The organism is Pandoraea fibrosis, from assembly GCF_000807775.2.
GTDB lineage: Bacteria > Pseudomonadota > Gammaproteobacteria > Burkholderiales > Burkholderiaceae > Pandoraea > Pandoraea fibrosis.
The window spans coordinates 3,620,565-3,642,911 of record NZ_CP047385.1 but is presented as its reverse complement, the minus strand read 5'-3'; the positions used below and the strand labels follow the sequence as shown (position 1 = coordinate 3,642,911).

The window sequence follows — 22,347 nt, the reverse complement described above, 5'->3', positions numbered from 1 at the left end:
GACCGGGGCGGTGCGACGGGGAGAGACAACCCGTGAATCGCGTATTCCACGGCAGGGCCTGCGACACCAGGAAATCGCAGCAAAAAAGCGTCATATCGAAACGCATCGCACCGAAGGAGACCCTTATGCAATTCCGATTCAAGCTCATGGCTGGCGCTGTCGCGTTCGCCCTGTCCGCCTCGATGGCCATTGCGGCCGATCCGATCAAGATTGGCGTGTCCGGCCCGTTCACCGGCGGCTCGTCGTCGATGGGCGTTTCCATGCGTGATGGCGTGCGTCTCGCGGCGTCGGAAATCAACAAGTCGGGCGGCGTGCTGGGCCGTCAGATCTTGCTGGTGGAGCGCGACGAAGAAGCCAAGAACGAACGCGGCGTGCAAGTGGCGCAGGAACTGATCAACAAGGAGAAGGTGGTCGCCACCGTGGGCTACATCAACACGGGCGTGGCACTCGCTTCGCAACGCTTCTACCAGGACGCCAAGATCCCGGTGTTCAACAACGTGGCGACGGGCACGATCATTACCGATCAGTTCAAGCCGCCTCAGTATCCCGATAACTATGTCTTCCGCAACGCCGCCAAGGACAGCATTCAGGCGCCGATGATCGTGGAAGAAGCCATTACGCGTCGCGGCTTCAAGAAGCCCGCGATTCTCGCCGATTCGACTAACTACGGTCAGCTTGGCCGCGAGGATCTGGAGAAGGCACTCAAGGCGAAGGGCATCACGCCGGTCGCGGTCGAGAAGTTCAACATCAAGGACGTCGACATGACGGCCCAGTTGCTCAAGGCCAAACAAGCCGGCGCCGACGTGATCCTCACGTATGGTATCGGCCCGGAACTGGCGCAGATCGCCAACGGCATGGGCAAACTCGGCTGGAAGCTGCCGATCATCGGTAGCTGGACGCTCGCGATGGCCAACTACATCGACAACTCGGGTGCCAACGGCGAAGGCGCCCGCATGCCGCAGACCTTCATTCAGGAACCGAACACGCCCAAGCGCAAGGCCTTCATCGACGCCTATCTGGCCATGTTCAAGCCGAAGAACAACCGCATCGACTCGGCGGTCTCGGCAGCCCAGGGCTATGACTCGGTTTACCTGCTGGCTGCGGCCATCAAGCAGGCAGGCAGCACGGACGGCCCGAAGGTGCGCGCAGCACTCGAAGATCTGAAGACGCCGGTGGAAGGCGTGGTCACGACCTACGATCGCCCGTTCACGCATGACGATCACGACGCCATCACTGCCAACATTCCGGTGTTCGGCGAAGTGAAGGGCGGACGCGTCGTGTATGCCTACGACACCGATCTGAAGGCCGGCAGCAAGGTTCGCGAAAAAGCCCCTGCAAAGTAAGCCGGACCTCCTCACAACGCAGCATTCCGGTTGCGCTTTGCAGCCATGACAGGTGAACGACGGCGCGCGTCGCTCGTGACCCGGCCCCCGGCAACGGGGTGTCCGGGCACGGCACGCGCGCCGTCGCCACACCCGGGCCAGACGCCGGCACTCGGGACCGGCGCGAGGCAATCCACATCGCATGCCTCCCGTGCATCGCTCGTAGGCTCGCACTCGCGAGAGAGGACCGCATGACCATCCTGATTCAACTCATCTACAGCGGTATCGCGCTGGGGATGATCTACGCCGTGATCGCCTTCGGTTACCAACTGACATTTGCGACCTCCGGCACCCTGAACTTCGGCCAAGGCGAAGCGCTGATGCTTGGCGCACTGGTCGGCCTTACCCTGGTCGACACTCTGGGTCTGAATTACTGGCTGATGATCCCCATCGTGTGCCTGTTCGGCCTCGTGCAAGGCGCCTTCGTCGAACGCATCGGCGTGAAGCCTGCATTACGCATCAAATCCGAGTTCGGCTGGATCATGTCCACCATTGCGCTGGGCATCATCTTCCGTAACGTCGCGGAAAACGTCTGGGGACGCGACGATCTGAAATTCCCGTCGCCGCTGCCCGAATCCCCCATCAAACTGATGGGGGCGAACGTGCTGCCGATGGAATTGCTGGTCGTGGTGGGCGCGTTGCTCATGATGGCGGCCGTCGAATTCTTCAATCGTCGCTCGATCTACGGCAAGGCCGTTGTGGCCACGGCCAACGACCGTGACGCTGCCGGCCTCATGGGCATCAACACCAGTCTCGTGATCACGTTCTCGTATGCGCTGTCGTCGATGGCCGCCGCGTTCGCGGGCGTGCTTGTCGCACCGCTGACGTTGACCGGCGCCACGATGGGCGCGGTGCTCGGGCTCAAGGCGTTCGCGGTGGCGATCATCGGCGGGCTCTCGAGCGGTATGGGCGTGCTGGTGGGCGGTCTGATCCTCGGCGTGGCCGAGACGACGACTGCGTTCTACATTTCGACCGGCTACAAAGACGTGCCGGGTCTCGTGCTGCTGCTGCTTGTGCTGGCCGTGAAGCCGGCGGGCCTGTTCGGCAAGACCGCCATCAAGAAGGTGTAACCATGACCGCACAGACCTCAACCACTCGTGGGGCCGGCGATCTCGGCGGCCTGCGCGTGACCACGAAGCTAGCGGCGATCGTGGGCATCGTCGCGCTGTTCGGCTTTCCGTTGGCCGTCGGCAATCCGTATTACATCCACATGATCGAGACGATCATGATCTACGCGATCCTGCTCTTCGGGCTGGATATCGTCGTGGGTTACACCGGGCAGGTGTCGCTTGGGCATGCAGGCCTGTTCGGCATCGGTGCCTATGTGGCGGGGGTGTTCTTCGCCAAGCTAGGGCTCTCGCTCTGGCTCGCGCTGCCTGCCGCAATTCTGGTCACGGCGGCGTTCGGCGCCGTGCTGGCGCTACCCGCGCTGCGCGTGATCGGACCGTATCTGGCCATGGTGACGCTTGCCTTCGGCACCATCATCCAGATTCTCATCAACGAGATGGACTTCCTCACGGCAGGCCCGCTCGGCATCAAGCTCACGAAGCCGGTCATTGGCGGTCATCCGATCGACGAAACGGAGTACTACTGGCTAGTTGCCGTCTTGCTGCTGCTGAGCATGCTCGTCGCCCACCGGATTCTGAAGTCGCACCTCGGTCGCGCCTTCGAAGCGTTGCGCGATTCGCCGGTGGCATCCGACTGTATGGGGGTGTCGGTGTATCGCTACAAGGTGTATGCGTTCGTCATCAGCGCCGGTTTTGCCGGCCTGGCGGGCAGTCTCTACGCATATTCCGAGCAGTACATCTCGCCGAACACTTACAACTTCGAGCTGACGATTCTGTTCCTGCTCGCCGTGATCATGGGCGGGCGCAAGACGCGCAGCGGTTCTTTGCTGGGTGCGGCGATCATTGTGTTGCTGCCGCAGTTGCTCGACGACATCAGCATCTTTCGCATCGTCGCCACGGTCATCGCCGCGGTGACGACGGTGGTGGCCGTGGCGGCTATCGCACGCGGACGCACGTCGCTCGCCAAGGCGGCCGTGCCTATCGTCGGCACGATTGCGCTTGCCGGCGTGACCTGGTGGCGCGACAGCATCACGGACTGGCGTCTGACGATCTTCGGCCTGATGATTCTGTTCGTCGTGTATTACCTGCCGGACGGCATCGTCGGCTTCCTGCGTTCGCGTGTCTTGCATCGCCGCCGCACGCTGACCGTCTCGGCCACGCAGGTAGACGAGGCCGCCTCGAGCGATACCGACCCCGTGTTGGCGGCAGCCGGCAGCGGGCCGGACGAATTGCTCAAGGTGCGTCAGTTGCTGATGCAGTTCGATGGCCTGAAAGCCCTCAATCAGGTGGACCTGACCGTCAAGCGCGGCACGATTCACGGGTTGATCGGGCCGAACGGGTCGGGCAAGAGCACGATGATGAACGTGCTGACGGGCATTTACGTCCCGACGGCGGGCAGCATCGAGTTCGCCGGGCAGTCGTTGGCCGGGCGGACGTCGTCGGACATTGCACTCTCGGGGGTCGCGCGAACGTTCCAGAACGTGCAACTGTTCGGTGAAATGACCGCGCTCGAAAACGTGCTGGTCGGTTTGCATCACACGTTCGATTCGACGCTGGTGGATGTGTCGCTGCGCCTGCCGCGATACAAGCGCGAGGAGGGCGGGGCACGTGCGCGCGCGATGCGGCTGCTCGACTTTGTGGGCTTGGCGTCGCTCGCCGACGAAGAGGCGCGCAACCTGCCGTATGGCAAGCAGCGTCTGCTGGAGATCGCCCGTGCGCTGGCGCTCGATCCGCGTCTGTTGTTGCTCGACGAGCCGGCCGCGGGGCTGACGGCGCCCGACATTCGTGAGTTGCTCGCGATCATTCGCAAGATTCGCGACCATGGCATCACGGTCATTCTGATCGAGCACCACATGGACGTGGTGATGAGCACGTGCCAGACGGTTTCCGTGCTCGATTTCGGCCAGAAGATTGCCGAGGGACTGCCGGCGCAGATTCAGGCGGATCCGAAGGTGATCGAGGCGTATCTGGGCGGCGCAACGACGACGCACTGACGACATTCGCGCATGCGGTGCGTGTCGCCGGGAGACCCCGGTGCATGCGCCGCGGCCACGACGGATAAACGGAACCACTATGCTTTCCATTCGTAATCTGCAAGCCGGCTACGGCAAGGTGCAGGTGCTGCACGGCATCGACATCGATGTGCCGAGCGGTCAGGTCGTCACGCTCATCGGATCGAACGGCGCAGGCAAGACGACGACCATGCGCGCGGTGTCCGGCATGATCAAGCCGACCTCCGGTGAAATCACGCTGGGCGAGAAGCGTATCGACGGGCTCGACTCGCATCGCATCGCCAAGCTGGGGCTGGCGCACTCCCCTGAGGGGCGCCGTGTGTTCGCCACCATGTCGGTGACGGACAACCTGCGGCTGGGCGCTTTCCCGCGTCTGACGGGGAGTCGTCCGCGCGGCGATGTTGCCGCCGATCTTGACCGCGCGATGGATCTGTTCCCGCGTCTCAAGGAGCGACGCCACCAGTTGGCAGGCACGCTCTCGGGCGGCGAGCAGCAAATGCTGGCGATGGCGCGCGCAGTCATGCTGCGCCCGGACATCGTGCTGCTCGACGAGCCATCGATGGGACTCGCGCCGATTCTGGTCGACGAAGTCTTTCGCATCATCAGCAATCTGAAGTCGGAAGGGGTGACGATGCTGCTGGTGGAGCAGTTTGCGGCCGCCGCGCTGGCGGTTGCCGACTACGGTTATGTACTGGAGAACGGCAACATTTCCGTGCACGGCCCGGCGGAAAGTCTGCGCAACGACGACAAGGTGCGCGCTGCCTATCTGGGTGGCAGTCACTGACCTCACATCCGACGCTTGAACGACAACGGGCAGCCTGTGCGGCTGCCCGTTGTGTTTTTCTTGCCGCTTTCCGGCGATTTCAGTGATTCAGCGGTTCACGTTCACTACCACGCGGCCGTGAATCTCGCCTTTCACGATGCGCTGACCTATGCCGATGGCATCGCCAAGTCCGACGTCATGTGAAATTCCCCCCAGCTTCTGCGGTTCGAGATCGCGGGCGAGACGTGCCCATGCCGTTTCGCGCAAGGCGTGCGGGGCCATGACACTGTCGATGCCGTGCAGCGTGACGCCGCGCAAGATGAAGGGCGCCATGTTGGCCGGAAAGTCCATGCCTTGCGCGAGTCCGCATGCCGTCGCAACGCCGCCGTAACGCAGTTGCGCCAAGGCATTGACGAGCGTGTGCGATCCGACGGAATCGACGACGGCTGCCCAGCGCTCTTTCTGTAGCGGCTTGCCCGGTTCGGACAGCAGGTTGCGGTCGATGACCTCTGCCGCGCCCAGCGCTTGCAGATACTCCGCTTCGTGCAGCTTGCCCGTCGACGCCACGACGCGGTAGCCGAGGGAACTGAGCAGCGCGATGGTGACTGAACCGACACCCCCTGACGCGCCTGTGACGAGCACATCCCCATGACGCGGCGTCACGCCGCTTCGCTCGAGCGCCATGACGCTGAGCATGGCGGTGTAACCGGCGGTGCCGATGACCATGGCGTCACGGGGGGTGAAGCGCTCCGGCAGGCGCACCAGCCAGTCGCCTTTCAGGCGCGCCTTTTGCGCGAGACATCCCCAGTGTGTTTCGCCTACGCCGTAGCCATTGAGCACGACTCGGTCGCCTTCTTTCCACGCGGGATGCGACGACTCGAGCACGGTGCCCGCACCGTCGATGCCCGCCACCATCGGCCAGGTGCGCACGACCGGCGCTTTGCCGGTGATCGCCAGACCATCCTTGTAATTGATGGTCGAGTAGTCGATGGCGACAACGACATCGCCGTCGGCCGGCAGTGCATCGTCTTGCAGCGCGGTGACGGCAGCGTGCGTGGTGCCGTCGGTCTGCGTCAGCAGAATGGCGTTGAACATGCGGTGAGGTCTCCGATGCGAAAGAGCGGTTGAGAACTGGCCGCCTTCACGGCCGGAAGGCGGCTGCGGCGGCGATGGCCTCACGCGTCTCTTGCGTGAGAACGTCGATCAATTGCGCGGCCGGGAGGGCGCGGGCAAGCGGGGCCGCCTGACCGGCCCATTGTGCCGCATAGCCGCTATCGTTGTGGGCCTTCGCCGCGGCGTTGAGCGACTTGCCGGCATCGTAGGTCATCGGATAGTCGGGGATGGCGGGGCGCTCCGGCGCTTGCTCCAAAGCCCAGAAGCGATTCGCCAGCCCGCGTGCCGGGCGGCCGGAAATGGCACGAATGAGGGCGGTGGGCGGAGGCGGTTCGCTCAGCAGCGCCTCACGGTAGGCCGCATCGGCGCCAGACTCCGGGCAAGGTACGAAGGCGGTTCCCATTTGCGCCGCCTGTGCGCCAAGTGCCAGCACGGCGGCGATGCCCGCGCCGTCCATGATTCCACCCGCCGCGATGACCGGCAGCGACGTGCGGGCGACCAGTCGCCGTACCAGCGCGAAGGTGCCCAGTTGTTCGTCCTCGCTCGGCTGGCGGTCGCCTTCGTCGTTGAAGCGTCCGCGATGCCCGCCGGCCTCCCAGCCTTGCGCCACAATCGCGTCGATGCCTGCCGCCTCGATGGCATTGGCCTCCGCTTCGTTGGTCGCGGAGGCGAACAGCAGGATGCCGGCCGCCTTCAACGCATCGATCCATGCCTGCGACGGCAGGCCGAAATGGAAACTGACGACGGCTGGACGTGTTTCGAGAAACATCTCATACATCGCCACGTCTTCGACGAAGCTCAGGTAGATCTCGCGTAACGCCTCGGGCGGCTTGGCGTCGAAGCGCGTGAACGCCGGGGCGAGGTAAGCGAGCCAGGCCGCTTCGCGTGCGGCGTCGGCCTGCGGCGGCACGTGCGTAAAGACGTTCACGTTGAATGGCCGGTCCGTCAGGGCGCGCGTCTGACGAATGGCCTCGCGCGCCGCGTCGGCATTCATGTGGCCGACGGCGAGCGAGCCGAGGCCGCCCGCGTTGGAGACTGCCGCGACCAGGGCTGGTGTCGAGGCGACGGCCATGGGCGCCTGAATGATCGGCGTGGTCATACCCAGCCGTTGGGTGATGCGTACCGTCGATGTCATGGGCGGCGCCTCGATCAGAACGTTGCTGCGAGATCGCGCAGTGCGTCGAACGTCTCATGCAGTTCCGCGCGGAGCACACCCACGAGTTCGGCAGCGGGCATGGCGCGGGCGAGGGGCGCGGCCTGACCCGCCCACTGCGCTGCGTAATCGCTGTTGCCCTTGGCCTTAGCGGCGGCATTGAGGGACTTGCCGGCGTCATACGTCACAGGGTACGCGGGCAGGTCGGGGCGATCGGCCGTTTGCTCAAGTGCATACAGCCGGTTCACGAAGCCGCGTGCCGGACGTCCCGAGATGGCGCGGATCAGCGCGGTGCGCGGCGGATTCTCGCCGGTCAGCCGTGCGCGGTATGCCGCGTCGGCCGACGACTCCGGACAGGCAACGAAGGCCGTGCCGAGTTGCGCGGCTTGCGCGCCAAGGGCGAGTACGGCAGCGATACCTGCGCCGTCCATGATGCCGCCGGCAGCAATGACCGGCACCGACGTGTGCGTGACGATCAGCCGCACGAGCGCCAGCGTGCCGAGTTGTTCGTCGTCGGTCGGTACGCGGTCGCCGAGGTCTTCGAAGCGGCCGCGATGGCCACCTGCCTCATAGCCTTGGGCGACGATGGCGTCGACACCGGCAGCCTCGATGGCCCGGGCCTCCGCGAGGTTCGTCGCGGACGCGAACAGGGTGATCCCGGCCGCGTGAAGTGCATCGATCTTGTCTTGCGACGGCAACCCGAAATGGAAGCTGACGACCGCAGGGCGCTCATCGAGCAGCATGGCGAGCATGGCGTCGTTGGCGACGAAGCTTGTATAGATCTCGCTCAACGTGGCGGGCGGCGTGGCGTCGAAGCGGGCGAACTCCGGTGCGAGATACGCGAGCCACGCGGCGTCGCGCGCAGTGTCCAGCCTGGCGGGCGCATGACAGAACACGTTGACGTTGAACGGCTTGCGGGTCAGCGCACGCGTGTCGTGGATCGACTGGCGTGCGGCCTCGACATGCATCGCGGCAACGCCGATCGAGCCGAGGCCACCGGCGTTGGACACCGCAGCGGCGAGCGCTGGCGTGGATGTGCCGGCCATCGGCGCCTGAATGATCGGCGTGAGCATGCCGAGTCGTTCGATGAGCGCGCGATTGCGGAATTGAGAAGCGGTAGAGCTAGGCATGACGATCTGCACCTTGGAGGGTTCGGTGAGGGGGACAGCGACGGTCACAGCAAGCGGTAGGTTCACTATGGCATACGCTTAGCGCGATAAAAGATACCACTTAAATGCATCTTTATGTCGACAGCCCCCGAAACTGACAGGGACATCGCGTCGGCGGTGAGGTGTCAGGCCCGATCGTCGGGGCTGTTGCCCGCTCGGGTGGTCTCGTTGTGTTCTTTGGCGGTGTCTGTTCCGTCGGCTTGGACGGTATCGTCGTTCCCCATCAGGTCGGCCGCGCGTGAGCGCTGCATCTCCGCGCGCCGGAAGTAGCCGATGACGGTCGCCACGCTGGTGTGTCCTGTCATCGTCATGGTCTCGGCCAGCGGCACCTGCTGTAGCGCTGCCTCGGTCACGAAACCGGCACGAAGCGAGTGCGCCGAGAAGTCGCCCTCCAGACCGGCGAGTGCACAACGCTCGCGCACGATGTCGCGCACGGCCGCCTCCGAAAGCGGCTCACCCACATGTCCGCCTCGGCGCACGCGCCGGAAGATCGGCCCGTCGGTAATGCCCGCCGACGTCAGCCAATCCGTCAGCGCCACCGCCGCCGCGCCGACGACGGGCTTTTCATTTTCGGGGAGGTCGGCGCCCTGCTGGTTGGTTTTCGACCAACTGAGCGTGTACGCGTAGTGCTCCGGGCCCGTGCGGCGCACGTTCTCACACGTCGCGCGAACCACTTCGGAGCGCCGGCGCCCGCCGCTGGCCCAGGCGAACAGCAGCAACGCCCTATCGCGCTTGCCTCGCATCGAATCGTCGCAGGTTGCCAGCAAGGCGCGCAATGGCTCGCGCGTCAGGGCCTCTTTTTTCGAGGTGCGAACACCACGCTTCGCATAGGCACGACGCGTTTTCGCGAGCAGTTCGCGCACCGCTGGTTCCGCGCACGGATTCGGCAAGTCCTGCGTCGTATGCAGCTTGGCGATGACACTCAGCCGATGGAGCAGTGTGGCGAGCGCGGGTGGCCCGGGACGCGCTTTGAGACCTTGTGCGACCAGCACTGCCTCAATCGCTTCCGGCATCTCGGTCCTCAGCCCGCGTTTGCCTTGGTGCTGCGCGTGATCGACAACGAACTGCACGATGACGGCGGGCGAGAGCGGCGCAACGAGCGCCTGGCCATAACGTAGCTGGTACCAACCCATCCAGTAGCGCATGGCGGATTGGTAGCTCTGGCGCGTATTGGCCGAATCGCCTTCCCGGGCGAGGGCTTGTGCGGCTTCTCGGGCATCGGTGTCCAACGCCGCCGGATTCAGCGGCGCGGGGAGTCCGGCGGCGGGCGGTTTTCTGGTGATGGCGCGGGACGTCGAATCCGGCGACGGTATGCCGGCAGAGGTAATTTTTTTACCAGACATATGATTTCATATGTAATATGTAGTAAATATAACGTATGCGATAAATAAGGCTCGATAATCTTCCATTATCGTGAGTTATTTGGCAATGCCGTCAATCTTCAGGAGTGTCCCGCGATGACTACGTCACAAACACCGAAATCCGCCATGCCCTCGGCGTTGCCTCGGCAAGGTGGGCGCGGGATCTCCGAGCAAGACGTCTGGATGGCGGCCGATGCGTTGTTGATGGCAGGGCAGCGACCGACGATCGAGCGCATTCGTCAGCAATTGGGCCGAGGGTCGCCGAATACCGTCAGCCCGTATCTCGACGGCTGGTTCGCCGGATTGGGCGCGCGCTTGCAGGGTGGTGCCAATGCGGTTGCAGGATTGCCTGAGGGCGTGACGATGCCGGCGCCGGTGGCGCGTGCGGCGCTCGATTTGTGGGCGCTGGCGCTAGAGGAAGGGCGTGCGGCATTGGCGGAAGAAGCCGCCACTCGTCGCGCAGTACTGGACGCGCGTGAGGCCGAGTTGGCAGCGGATCGCGAAGCATTGGAGCAGGCACGCGCCGTACTCCATGAGCGGATTGCGTCGGCGGAAACGGCGGCTGCCGATGCGCGTCAGGCAAGGGACGAAGCTCAGGCGCAGGCGCGCCGCGCGGAGGCGTTGCTGATCGATGCGCAAGCGGACGCCGTCGCGTCTCGACAGGCTGTGGCTTCGGCACGAGACGCCATGCAAGCGCTTCAGGACGAGCACGCCACACACCGTGCCAATTGGGACGTAGAGCGCGCAAAACTTGGAGAGCGAGCGGAGGCGAACGAGCGTCGTTTGATGCTTGAGCTTGACGCTGCTCGCGAGTCCATCAAATCGTTGCAGCAGGAGCGCAAGCAATCGCAACGTCAGTTGCAGGAAGCAGAGGCGGGGTTGGCAGCGATGAGTGAAGCGCAACACGAGATGCGTGCGGCCAAGTCGTTGCAGGACGCGGTGATTGCGCGGCTGCGGGAGCAAGTCACTGCGCAGGCGTCACTGACGGCGACTTATCAGGCAATGCTGGCTGCGCCGCCTGCGCCCGGCGGCGTCGCCGGACGAGCCACGTCGCCGGGCCGCAAACGTCGCGTGAGCAGTGCCGCCATGCCGGCAACTTCGGTGTTGCGCCGGGCACGGCGTACGTGAGGGTTCGGAATTTCGCAGCGAGAGCGGTTCGGCCTGCTTGCCGGACTTCCCCGTCGCGCTGGCATTGACCCTCGCACGAATTCATCGCGTCGACCGCGCCTCTCTCTCACTTCGTCAGCGCCAACGCCGGGCTATCCGATTGCCATCCACCGCCCAATGCGCGGAAGGTGGCGACGGCGGCGCGGGCGTTATCGGCCTGCGCGAGCGCGTCGGCGTCGCGCACCGACAGTAGCTGACGGTCCGCGTCAAGCACCTCGTAGAGGCTGACGGCGCCGCCGGTGTAGGCCTCTTGGGCGCTGTCGCGGGCGCGCGTCTGTGCGTCAACGGCACTCGCCAGATCCTTGCGTTGCTGCTCGAGTTCGACGAGCGTGACGATCGCGTTTTCCACATCCTCCGTCGCGCGCAGCATCGACAGACGATATTCCGCAAGCGCTTGTGCGTTCGCGCCGCGTGCCTGTGCCACCTCGGCATCGATCCGGCCGAAGTCGAACAATCGCCAGCGCAATCCCAGCGCGGCCAGCGGCTGGAACGTTGCCACACTCGGCACGCGTCCGCCGGCCAGTGTTTCGAAGCCCAACACGCCTGACAACGACAGCTTGGGGTAATACTCCGCCAGCGAAGCACCGATGCGTTCGTTCGACGCAGCCAGTCGCCGTTCGGCCGCGATGACGTCGGGTCGGCGACGCAGCAGATCGGCCGGCGCGCTTGCGTCACCGATGGCGGGGATCGTCAGCGGCCGGGCTTTCAGATCGTCGTCCTGCGTGGTGGCGCTCATGCGGCGCGCATAGGTGCCGGGGGCGACGCCCATCAGCACATCAAGTCGATTGAGTTGTGTCTCGCGTTCGATACGCAGCGGCGGCAATGTGGTGCGTGCCTGTGCGAGCAGGGCCTCGGACTGCGCCACTTCGCGGGCCGTTGCCAGACCATCCTTGAAGCGCAGACGGACGATCTCCATCAGCCGGGCGTCGGTCTCGATCTGGTCCTGGGCGATCGCCAACCGCCGCTGTGCTGCCCGCCCCCGGAAATACGCATCGGCCGCTTCCGCGACGACGCTCACACGAACCCCATCGTGTTGCGCCTGTGCGGCTTGCGCCAAAGCGCCCGCTGCCTGTGCCGAGCGTTGTAATCCACCGAACAGATCCAGCTCCCAACTCGCGCCTGCCCCGATGTCGTAGTCCGTGAAGTTGCGGTTGTAGCCGGGTACTGTGCGCGCCACCGCGCCCAGGGGACTCTCCAGCGACTGATGCTCGCGCGTGACGCTGCCGTTCAGTGTCAGCGACGGCAATCGCTGTGCTCCTGCCGCACGGGCCTGTGCCCGGGCTTGTGCCACGCGCGCTACCGCAGCCTGCAGATCGAGATTCTGCGCCAACGCCTGCTCGACGATGCGGGTCAGCACCGGGTCATCAAAGCTTGTCCACCATTTATCGAGTTGCACGGCCTGGGCGGCGTCGCCGACTGCGGCGTGATGCGTGGCGTCGCGTTGCGCTAACCGGTCGCTGCCCGCGAACTGCCCGGGCAAATCGGCCTTTGGCGTCACATAGTTGGGGCCGACGGCGCAGCCCGCCATGGCGCTGACACATAGCGCCAGCAAGGCATGGCGCAGGATCGGGGAGGTGATTCCGGGCATCGTCAGCAGAGGGGCGTTCATGGAATTGAATTGGTGACTTGCAAGTTGATAGTCGCAACTCTATACTCACTTCCATTATGAAAGCAACCCCTCGTTGCGCGTCTTATTTCTCCCCTTAGAGCGAAGAAGGATCGACCGATGACATCCCCGAGCACTCCCGCCCAGAACGCCAGCCAGACGGGCGGCCATTCCGAGAAGCGTGCATTTCCGCGACGCCTTGCCGTGCGCGGCGCGTTGGTCGCCGTGGCGCTCGCGGCATTGGGTTATGGCACGTACTGGTGGACGACAGCGCGCTATCTTGAATCGACGGACGATGCATACGTCGGCGGCGACGTCACGGTGCTTGGGCCGAAGGTGCCCGGGTACATCGCGCAAGTGCTGGTGACCGACAATCAGTCGGTGCACGCGGGCGATGTGCTGGTGCGTCTCGACGATCGCGATTACCGCGCAGCGCTGGCGAAGGCCGAGGGGGCGGTCGCCGCGCAGCAGGCGTTGCTGGCCAATCTGGACGCCACTGCCCGGTTGCAGACGGCGGTCATCGCGCAAGCGCGTGCCAGCGTGGTGGCGGTCGCTGCGGAGGCGCGTCGTGCGCACGACGATCAGGTGCGTTATCAGGACCTGGTCGCCAAGTCGGCCGTGTCGGTGCAAAGCGCGCAGAAGGCGGACGCGGATTACAAGCAGATCGCGGCGAACCGTGATCGTGCCGAGGCGGGGGCCGTCGCGGCAGAGCGTCAGCTTGACGTCATCGCCACGCAGAAGCAGCAGGCGCAAGCCGCGTTGGCACAGGCAGTGGCCGAGCGCGATATCGCCAGGCTCAACCTCGAAGACACGGTGTTGCGGGCGCCGGTGGATGGCACCGTCGGCAACCGACGTGCGCGGACGGGGGCTTATGCGCAGGCGGGCACGCAGTTGCTCGCCATCGTGCCTGCGCATGGTCTGTGGGTCGATGCGAACTTCAAGGAAGGGCAGGTCGCGCATTTGCGCCCCGGCATGCCGGTGAAGATTGAAGCTGACGTATTGCCGGGCCGGGTATTTCATGGGCGAGTGGCGAGCCTCGCGCCGGCTACCGGGGCACAGTTCAGCGTGCTGCCACCAGAGAACGCCACGGGCAACTTCACCAAGATCGTCCAGCGTGTGCCGGTTCGGGTGCAACTCGACGCCGCCGATGGCCGCCTGGGCACGTTGCGTCCCGGACTGTCGGTGACGGCAGAAGTCGATGCGCGTGGCGACGGTAGCGACACGTCTCCGGCGCCCGGGGCGGCAAAGGTTGCTGCGCGATGAGCGCCGCGCAAACGGGGGCGGTGCAGCCGCTGCCTGCGGGCGAGGCGGGCGGTGCGAGGCCAGCCCAATCCGCTAACGATGAGCGAGCGCCCATCGCGCCGCCCGCGCCTGGCGGTGGCTACTCTGCCGACGCCATGTCGACGCAAGCGAAGGTCATCGCCTTTGCGACGATGGTGGTCGGCATGTTCATCGCATTGCTCGATATTCAGATCGTGTCGGCGTCGCTAAGAGACATCGGTGGCGGGCTGTCGGCCGGTGCCGATGAAACGGCGTGGGTCCAGACGAGCTACCTGATCGCCGAGATCATCGTGATTCCGCTCTCGGGTTGGCTCTCGCGGGTGATGTCGACCCGCTGGATCTTCGCGGCGTCTGCGGCGGGCTTTACGGTGGCGAGCCTGCTGTGCGGTGCCGCGTGGAACATCCAGAGCATGATCGCGTTTCGCGCGTTGCAGGGATTCCTCGGCGGTTCGATGATTCCGCTGGTATTCACGACGGCCTTCGCCTTTTTCACCGGGCCGCAACGTGTGCTGGCCGCCGCAGTGGTCGGCGGTCTGTCGTCGCTCGCGCCGACTCTGGGGCCGACCATTGGCGGATGGATTACCGATAACTACTCGTGGCACTGGCTGTTCTTCGTCAACCTCGTGCCGGGCATTTTCGTGACGGTCACAGTGCCGCTGCTGGTGCGCATCGACCGTGCCGACTGGTCGCTGCTGCGCGGTGCCGACTATCTGGGCATCGTTCTCATGGCAGTCAGTCTTGGCTGCCTCGAATACACACTGGAAGAAGGGCCGCGCTGGGATTGGTTCGGCGACAGCACGATTCGCACGACGGCATGGCTCGCCGGGCTCTGCATGATCGCGTTCCTCTGGCGCAGTCTCACGTTCGCAAGGCCCATCGTGGATCTCCGGGCGCTGAAAGAGCGCAACTTCGCGTTAGGCTGCTTTTTCTCGTTCGCGACCGGTATCGGTATCTTCGCGACGATCTATCTCACCCCCCTATTTCTTGGACGAGTGCGCGGATTTTCGGCGTTCGAGATCGGCATGGCCGTCTTTTCGACGGGCGTGTTCCAACTGATGTCCATCCCGATCTACGCGGCACTGGCCAATCGCATCGATTTGCGCGTACTGATGATGCTCGGGCTGGGGGGCTTCGCCTTGTCGATGTGGCAGTTCGCACCGATTACCCACGACTGGGGCACCTGGCAACTCATGTTGCCGCAAGCATTGCGCGGTGCGGCGCAGCAGTTCGCCGTCGCGCCAATCGTCACGCTGACATTGGGGAGCCTTCCGCCGGCGCGGCTGCGTCTGGCGTCGGGCCTGTTCAATCTGATGCGAAACCTCGGTGGCGCCATCGGTATCGCGGTGTGCACGACCGTGTTGAACGACCGGACGAATCTGCATTTCTTCCGGCTGGCCGAGCGCATGGGCGAGGGGAGTCCGGCGGTCGGGGCGTGGCTGGCGGGCGTCGGGGCGCGCATGGGTGCTGCGGGCCTCGATGCTCTCGATGCGCAAACGGCGGCGCTGCGTCAGCTTTGGTTGTTGACGCTGCGTGAGGCGCAAACGATCACGTTCGGCGACATTTACGGTGGATTGGGCCTGATCTTTCTTTGCGTGACACTCATGGTGCCCCTGATGCGCCGGGTTGCACCTCCCAAAGCCCCGAGCGCCGACGCACATTAAGGCGGCGGCAGCAGAATTCACTTCAGATAATTTACGTGATGATTGATCGGTAAATCATTGATTTTTATTTGGTCGATGGTTCGGCGCTTGCCCTGTGTGTGGGAAATCGTGCTGTCGCGACACTGGCCGGCTTGCCTGCCGGTGTCGACGCGCTTATGCTCACTTGCATGGTAATAGGCAGCGTCGGCCGTCTCCGAACGCGAGGAGTCCTTATGCAACGAAAGACATTCCGCGACATGCAATGCCCTATCGCCCGCAGCCTTGAGCGCGTGGGCGAGTGGTGGAGCATTCTGATTCTGCGCGAGGCCGGCTACGGCACGACCCGCTTCGACGATTTTCAGCGACGCCTCGACATTGCGCCGAACATGCTGACCCGCCGGTTGAACGCGCTGGTCGAAGAAGGGTTGCTGGCGCGACGGCAGTATTGCGACCGCCCGCCACGCTTCGAATATGTGCTCACCGATGCCGGCAGAGATTTCCGGCCAGTGCTGTGGGCGCTGCTCGCGTGGGGGAACCGGCACTTTGCACCGGAGGGTATTTCGGCTCAACTGATCGATCGGGAGACGGGTGAAGTTGTCGAGCCGGTCGTGATCGACGCGGTGACGGGCGCGCGGCTGGACCCGACGCGTCACATTCCGATGGCGGGGCCGGCGGCCAACGAAGGGACGCGCAAGCGACTTGCCCGGGCGGCGGCCTTTGCGACCGGGGAACCGTTTGACGAGGGCGCTGCGCCAGACGTGCCGGAAGCCGATGTCGAGACCACCGCCGAGACTGCCGGTCGCTGAGGCGGTGGCGACGAACGACAAACGGCAGGTTGCCTGACGCCGGCGATTCAGGCCATCGCCGGTGTGTCGGGCACGCCCGGCAATGAGGCAAGCAGCCGGGCGAACGCATCGCCCGTGAGCGGTTTGCCAAGCAGGAAACCTTGCAGTTCGTCGCAATCGAGTGTCTTGAGCGCTTCGCGCTGCGAGGCCGTCTCGACGCCTTCGGCTACCACGTCCATATCGAGCGAGTGCGCCAGTGCAATGATCGCCGACACGACGGCGCTCCCTTCGCGGCCGCAAGTGTCCAGGCCGTTGGTGAAGAAGCGATCCATCTTCAACTGCTTGACGCGGAAGCGCTGCAAGTACGCCAGACTCGAATATCCCGTGCCGAAATCGTCGATGGCCACTTCGAAGCCATGGTCCTGAAACGCGCGGATCACGTCGATGGTGTGCTGGGCGTCGAACATCGCCACCGTCTCGGTAATTTCGAACATGAGCCGGTGGCAGTCGATACCGGCTTCGTTCACGATCTCGACGATGTTCTCCACTAGCGACGCCTGCGCCATCTGGCGCGGCGAGAGATTGATCGCGACCTTCACCGGCGGAAGTCCTGCGGCGTCCCATTCCTGAATGTGTCGGCAAGTGGCGCGCACCACCCAATAGCCGATCTGGACGATCTGGCCGGTGCGTTCGGCGACCGGAATGAAGTCGACCGGCTGCAACTCCCCGAAGGTCGGATGCGTCAGGCGCAGCAGGGCTTCGGCGCCGGCCAGCGCTTCAGTATCGCCCCGGTATTTCGGCTGGAAATGCAGCGAGAAATACTGTTCGTTCTCCGCGTCGTGCAGCGCCTGCTGGATTTCCCAGGTGCGTTGGGCGGCGGCGTTCATGCGCGGCTCGAAGTAGCGGTAGATGCCGCGTCCCGCGCGCTTGGCTTCGTACATGGCGGTGTCGGCGTGCTTGAGCAGCAAGTCGATGCTGTCGCCGTCGTCCGGGAATAGCGCCACGCCGATGCTGGGTACGACATGCAGCGACTGGTCGCCAACGCGCAAGCCGTCGCGCATATCGTCGAGCAGACGTTGGGCCACGCGTCCCGCGACTTCCGGCGACGACAGGGACCCCAGCAGTACCACGAACTCGTCGCCACCCAGTCGGGCGACCACGTCGTCGCCGTTCACGTTCTTGCGAAGGCGCTTGGCGAACGCGCGCAGGACGTCGTCGCCCACGTTGTGGCCGAGCGAATCGTTGATGGTTTTGAAGCCGTCCAGATCCATGAACAGCACCGCGAAACGGCGCTGGTCGCGACGCGAGTTGATGAGCATGCGGGCCGCGGCGTCGTGCAGCGCACGGCGGTTGGGCAGATCGGTCAGTGCATCGTATGTCGCCATGCGGGCGATCTGCGTGTTCAGTTGCAGCACCGAGTTGGCAAGGAAGCTGGTGCGGGCGTCCAGACGCGAGACGAGCATCGTCGTGACAAGAATCAGGAAGGTGAACAGGCTCACGGTCGTGACCAGCCATGGCGAGCTGACACCGCTGGCCGCGCCGCAAATGGCGCCCGGTGCAAAGTTGGCGGCTGCCATGCCGGTGAAGTGCATCGCCGTGATGGCCACCCCCATGACCACGGCGGCGCCGATGCGCTTGGCCATGACGTAGCGCAGGCTGCCGTCGCGCAACGTCCTTGCGATCCACAGCGCAGCCGTGGCGGCGGTAATCGCGATCAGGATCGACAACGCGAAGAGGCCCGGATCGTATTCGATATCCGGATTCATCTTCATGGCCGCCATGCCGCTGTAGTGCATGGCGGCGATGCCCAGACCGAGCGTGACGCCGGCGCCCCCCAGGCGCCATCTCGTAAACCGTTCGTTGGCAATCAGCCACAGGGCGGCCCAGGAGATCACGATGGCAATGCCGAGCGAGCCCGCCGTGATAGCGGGGTCGTAGCCCAGCGCGATGTTGGCGGTCGAGGTCAGCGGCGACCACGAGGGCGACAGCGACAGCGCCAGCATGCCGATGAAGTGCATCGACCAGATGCCGATGCCCATGGCGGTAGCGCCCACGGCAAGCCAGGCGTGGCGCAGGGCACGATGCGTCAGGAGGTAGATGCGACCCGAAAGATCAAGCGCCGTGAACGACGCGAGCACTGCAACGGCAAGTGATAACGCAACGAGCCAACCACTGTACGAACTGGACATATGAAAACCGACCGAAAAGTCCCGCTTAACTGGTTATCGGCAAGGGTGGCCAATAGTTGAGGGTGGTGTCGGAATTTTTCCGACAACGCATTGCCTGCTGCGTCCAGGCGACGGGAGCCGCCATCGGCCGATGTCCGCGCGCTTCGCGCCGATGCTCGACAGTGCCGATGCCATAGTGAATAATCCGTCCATACTCGCCCCGGCCGACGTTCTCGGCGAGCCCGGCCCATGTGGCGGCTCGTGAGCGACGTGTCGGCGGAAACCCGTCGGAACCACGAAATCGAGGGCACGAATCCGGGAACAGGCGGGGGCAGAATACGGCAGCCCTCGATTTTGCCTGATTTCCGTGGGATTTCCTCGCACTGTGTCAATCTTGGTGGCCAACTTGCCCGCGGGAGCCGTGCTATGCGCATTCGCATGTGGCTGTTGCAAGTGCTGGTGGTGTGGGGTGTGGCTGTGGCGCCGGGGCTTCCGGCTGTTGCGGCAATGTCTGCGGCGTCTGCCGCTGCGCAAGGCGCAGACACGGTAAGCGACGATAGTCGCGCGCGCGGGGCAATCGCACCGGGCGACGACGCCTCGGCCAGTGAAGCACAGGACGGCGTCGAGCTTCGTTTCATGGACCGTCCCGTCGTGACGTTTCGCGGGGTGCTGGCCGGGGCGACGCCTGCTGTGCGAGCGGCACGAGCCCGCGCAGTGCTCGATAGCCTGCCGGGCAGCGCTTTCGAAGCGCCGGTCGACGTGCTCCGAGCCACGCTCGGCGGTGTCTCTGGCGTGGCCTTCCGGGTGCAAGACCGGATTCTGTTTGCGCTGACGACCGACGATCTGGCCCCGGGCGACCCCCGCACGCTGGATGCCGTTGTCGACGACGTTCAGAAGCACCTGCAAGTCGCCTTTGCCGCCCGCCGTGAGCAATTGCACTGGCCGACGATTCTGCGCGGTGTCGCGCTCAGTGCGCTCGCGCTGGTGGTGCTCGCGGTGCTCCTCGTGAGTGTCGGACGCATGCGCACACGACTGGAGGCGCGTCTGCAAAGTGCGTTCGAGAAGCGCATCCTGCAACGCACGGCGCGCACTTTCGACTGGACCGGCTCGGCCGTGCATCTCGTCCATCAGGTCGTGCAGATCGGTGCCGTGTGTCTGGCGTTGGCGTTCGCCTATCTCTATCTGATCTTCGCGTTGATGCAGTTCCCCGCCAGTCAGCCGACGGCCAGTCGATTGTCGGCGTTCCTCTGGACGCTGGTTGACCGCTTCGGCATCGGGGTCGCCGCGGCCATCCCGGGCGTCATGACGGTCATCGTCATCGTCCTGCTGACACGGGCGCTGCAAAGCCTCATCAATAATGTGTTCGATGCGGTACAAAGCGGACGTCTGACGATTCCGGGCATGCACCCCGAGACGGCGGGGGCCACGCGTCGCCTGGTCTCTGTCGTGGTGTGGGGGCTGGCGATCACCTTTGCCTATCCCTACATGCCGGGCGCGCAGAGCGATGTCTTCAAGGGGCTGTCCGTGTTGCTCGGTCTGATGGTGACATTGGGCTCGAGCGGCATCGTGAACCAGTTGATGAGCGGCATGGTGGTGATCTATAGCCGGGCGCTGAAGATGGGCGATCTCGTCTCGATCGGCGATGCGACGGGAGTGGTGGTCAGTGTCGACGCGCTCTCGGTCAAGATCCTCAATCTGGCGCAGGAGACGCTGACGATTCCGAACGCCGTTGTCGTCGCGTCGACAGTGCGCAACTTCTCCGCGCAGGGGCACGCCGCTGCGATCAGTACAACGCTCACCATCGGGTACGACACGCCGTGGCGACAGGTGCACGCGATGTTGATCGAGGCGGCAAAGCAGACGCCGCAGATTGCCGACCAGCCCGCGCCGTATGTCCTGCAGCGCGCGCTGTCGGATTTCTACGTCGAGTACGAGGTTTTCGGCACGTTGCGCGATCCGTCCACCCGCTTTGCGACGATCTCGGCGTTGCTCGAGAACATTCAGGATGTCTTCAATCGTTACGGTGTTCAGATCATGTCGCCGCACTTCGAAGAACAGCCCCAATCGCCACTCACCATTCGTCCGGAGCATTGGTATCCGGCTCCCGCGCGCGCGCCCGCAGACGGGGCGCCGCCGTCATCAGTGCCGTGCGTCGCATCGCAAGAACAAGGAGCTGGTCATGCCCGCTAAATCGTTGCATGCGTCCAAGGGAAGCGCCGCCGCTTCACCGGCACCTGCCGAGACCGCCATCACCGAAACACCGCCGGTACCGGTGGTGCCGTTCGAGACCCGTGTCGCGGTCGGACGCAAGCTGCGCGAGAAGACGCCCCGCAGCAGCCATGCTCACCTCGGCAACGTCGACCGGGACATCGTGGAACTGCTGCGCGCGAGCAGCGACGGGCGTGTCAGCGCGCTTGTGCCGTTGCGCTATGGCCGTATGCTGGCGTCGCCCTTCGCGTTCTACCGGGGCAGCGCCATCGTGCAGGCTCACGATCTGGCGGGCACGCCGAATACCGGACTCACCATGCAGATCTGCGGTGACTGCCATTTGGCCAACTTCGGTGGATTCGCCACCCCCGAGCGCGCGCTGATTTTCGATCTGAACGATTTCGACGAGACCGCGCCCGGCCCCTGGGAGTGGGATCTGAAGCGGCTGTGCGCCAGTCTGGTGCTGGCCGCGCGTCAATTCGGCTTCGGCGACACGCTGGGCGTCGAGATGGTGCGCGCGGCGGTGGACACCTATGCGCGGCGTCTGGACGAATATGCTCACATGCCGACCATCGCACTCTGGCACGAGCAGGTGACGTTCGAGCGCATGCTGGGTCTGGCGCAGACCGAGCGGGTGCGTGAGGGCGTCAAACGCGGCATTGCCAGGGCCACCGGGCGCACGCACGAAAACGTGTTGCCCAAGTTCGCTCAGCAAGTCGGCGATCACTGGCAGATTCGCGACGCACCTCCTACCGTTTTTCACGTTCACGGCGCGACGACATTGTTCGGCCCGGAAGACGATTGGCTTGGTCTGGGCGACTGGCGCACGCTGTTTGCCCCTGTTTATAAGAGCTACGTGAGCTCGCTATCGCCGGATCGCGCCCGCATGCTGGCGAACTACACGCAGGAGGATCTGGCATTCAAGGTCGTCGGCGTGGGTAGCGTCGGCACGCGATGTCTGGTGCTGCTCATGATGGATGCCCACGAGCAGCCGTTGTTTCTGCAGTTCAAGGAGGCGTCGAAGTCGGTCGTCTCGCGCTTCTTCAGGAACGTCACCCCCAAGCACGACGGACGCCGTGTGGTCGAGGGCCAGCGTCTCATGCAGGCCGCCTCGGACGCCTTTCTCGGCTGGGGCTCCGGCCCGTTCGGGCGTTGCATTTACGGACGCCAGTTACGCGACATGAAGATCTCGGCCCAGTTCGAGTTGTTCCGGGCCGATGGTTTTCGGGAATATGCGGGCCTTTGCGGGTGGGTGCTGGCGCGTGCCCACGCCAAGGCCGGTGGGTGTGCGGCGGAACTGGTCGGTTATGTGGGCAAGGGCATCCGTCTGGGGGAGGCGTTGATCCATTACGCGACGGATTATGCCGATCAGGTCGAACGCGATTACGAGGTGTTCCGCAAGGCGTGTCGCGACGGACGGCTCGAGGCCCGCACCGACGCCGACATGGCTGCCGACTTCATGGCATAAGCGG

At 64.6% G+C, this 22,347-nt stretch carries 16 protein-coding genes; 10 read left to right on the top strand and 6 right to left on the bottom strand.

The genetic code is table 11. The features are described 5' to 3' along the window. The first annotated feature begins 125 nt into the window (after positions 1-125). The 4 genes from PI93_RS16010 to PI93_RS15995 all read left to right on the top strand — a co-directional run bounded on the left by PI93_RS16010 (position 126) and on the right by PI93_RS15995 (position 5,245). On the top strand, positions 126-1,343 hold the full coding sequence (locus tag PI93_RS16010; protein WP_039374440.1) for an ABC transporter substrate-binding protein: 1,218 nt from the start codon (positions 126-128) through the stop codon (positions 1,341-1,343). A 230-nt stretch (positions 1,344-1,573) separates the two neighbouring features. Next, entirely contained in the window at positions 1,574-2,452 is an 879-nt protein-coding gene (locus tag PI93_RS16005; protein WP_039374441.1) for a branched-chain amino acid ABC transporter permease, read from the top strand. A 2-nt stretch (positions 2,453-2,454) separates the two neighbouring features. After that, positions 2,455-4,443, top strand: a complete 1,989-nt coding sequence (locus tag PI93_RS16000) for a branched-chain amino acid ABC transporter ATP-binding protein/permease (protein WP_236105807.1) — start codon at positions 2,455-2,457, stop codon at positions 4,441-4,443. A 79-nt stretch (positions 4,444-4,522) separates the two neighbouring features. Further along, a complete protein-coding gene (locus tag PI93_RS15995; protein WP_039374442.1) occupies positions 4,523-5,245 on the top strand; it encodes an ABC transporter ATP-binding protein in 723 nt (240 codons plus the stop codon). A gap of 87 nt (positions 5,246-5,332) precedes the next feature. Here the strand turns inward: PI93_RS15995 and acuI are convergent, their stop codons facing one another. The 4 genes from acuI to PI93_RS15975 form a co-directional block, all read right to left on the bottom strand. Further along, positions 5,333-6,319 carry an acrylyl-CoA reductase (NADPH) gene (gene acuI / locus PI93_RS15990; RefSeq protein ID WP_039374443.1) on the bottom strand — a complete coding sequence of 329 codons (987 nt, stop codon included), beginning with the start codon at positions 6,317-6,319 and terminating at the stop codon, positions 5,333-5,335. Between the two features lie 46 nt (positions 6,320-6,365). Next, on the bottom strand, positions 6,366-7,472 hold the full coding sequence (locus PI93_RS15985) for an NAD(P)H-dependent flavin oxidoreductase (RefSeq protein WP_039374444.1): 1,107 nt from the start codon (positions 7,470-7,472) through the stop codon (positions 6,366-6,368). 14 nt (positions 7,473-7,486) lie between these two features. Continuing rightward, positions 7,487-8,620 carry an NAD(P)H-dependent flavin oxidoreductase gene (locus tag PI93_RS15980; RefSeq protein WP_039374493.1) on the bottom strand — a complete coding sequence of 378 codons (1,134 nt, stop codon included), beginning with the start codon at positions 8,618-8,620 and terminating at the stop codon, positions 7,487-7,489. A gap of 164 nt (positions 8,621-8,784) precedes the next feature. Continuing rightward, positions 8,785-10,002, bottom strand: coding sequence for a site-specific integrase (locus tag PI93_RS15975; RefSeq protein WP_080759419.1), 1,218 nt, complete (start codon positions 10,000-10,002; stop codon positions 8,785-8,787). Between the two features lie 114 nt (positions 10,003-10,116). Between PI93_RS15975 and PI93_RS15970 the strand changes: the two genes are divergently transcribed. Then, positions 10,117-11,148 carry a DNA-binding protein gene (locus PI93_RS15970; protein ID WP_080759420.1) on the top strand — a complete coding sequence of 344 codons (1,032 nt, stop codon included), beginning with the start codon at positions 10,117-10,119 and terminating at the stop codon, positions 11,146-11,148. Between the two features lie 106 nt (positions 11,149-11,254). Here PI93_RS15970 and PI93_RS15965 read toward each other — a convergent pair whose 3' ends face one another. Next, positions 11,255-12,796 carry an efflux transporter outer membrane subunit gene (locus PI93_RS15965; protein WP_144400449.1) on the bottom strand — a complete coding sequence of 514 codons (1,542 nt, stop codon included), beginning with the start codon at positions 12,794-12,796 and terminating at the stop codon, positions 11,255-11,257. A 117-nt stretch (positions 12,797-12,913) separates the two neighbouring features. Between PI93_RS15965 and PI93_RS15960 the strand changes: the two genes are divergently transcribed. The 3 genes from PI93_RS15960 to PI93_RS15950 all read left to right on the top strand — a co-directional run bounded on the left by PI93_RS15960 (position 12,914) and on the right by PI93_RS15950 (position 16,520). Next, entirely contained in the window at positions 12,914-14,056 is a 1,143-nt protein-coding gene (locus PI93_RS15960; protein ID WP_052241003.1) for an HlyD family secretion protein, read from the top strand. A 134-nt stretch (positions 14,057-14,190) separates the two neighbouring features. Further along, positions 14,191-15,735: a DHA2 family efflux MFS transporter permease subunit gene (locus PI93_RS15955; protein WP_052241015.1), complete on the top strand. Its 1,545-nt coding sequence runs from the start codon at positions 14,191-14,193 to the stop codon at positions 15,733-15,735. A gap of 212 nt (positions 15,736-15,947) precedes the next feature. Continuing rightward, positions 15,948-16,520, top strand: coding sequence for a winged helix-turn-helix transcriptional regulator (locus tag PI93_RS15950; RefSeq protein ID WP_039374445.1), 573 nt, complete (start codon positions 15,948-15,950; stop codon positions 16,518-16,520). Positions 16,521-16,567: 47 nt separating this feature from the next. Here the strand turns inward: PI93_RS15950 and PI93_RS15945 are convergent, their stop codons facing one another. Beyond that, positions 16,568-18,688 carry a putative bifunctional diguanylate cyclase/phosphodiesterase gene (locus PI93_RS15945; RefSeq protein WP_039374446.1) on the bottom strand — a complete coding sequence of 707 codons (2,121 nt, stop codon included), beginning with the start codon at positions 18,686-18,688 and terminating at the stop codon, positions 16,568-16,570. A gap of 405 nt (positions 18,689-19,093) precedes the next feature. On the opposite strand from PI93_RS15945, the gene PI93_RS15940 reads away from it, so the two are divergent. Together PI93_RS15940 and PI93_RS15935 are read left to right on the top strand one after the other, a co-directional pair. After that, on the top strand, positions 19,094-20,857 hold the full coding sequence (locus PI93_RS15940) for a mechanosensitive ion channel family protein (RefSeq protein WP_052241004.1): 1,764 nt from the start codon (positions 19,094-19,096) through the stop codon (positions 20,855-20,857). After that, positions 20,847-22,343: a DUF2252 domain-containing protein gene (locus tag PI93_RS15935; protein WP_080759423.1), complete on the top strand. Its 1,497-nt coding sequence runs from the start codon at positions 20,847-20,849 to the stop codon at positions 22,341-22,343. Before PI93_RS15940 ends, PI93_RS15935 begins: the two co-directional genes overlap by 11 nt. The last annotated feature ends 4 nt before the right edge of the window (positions 22,344-22,347 follow it).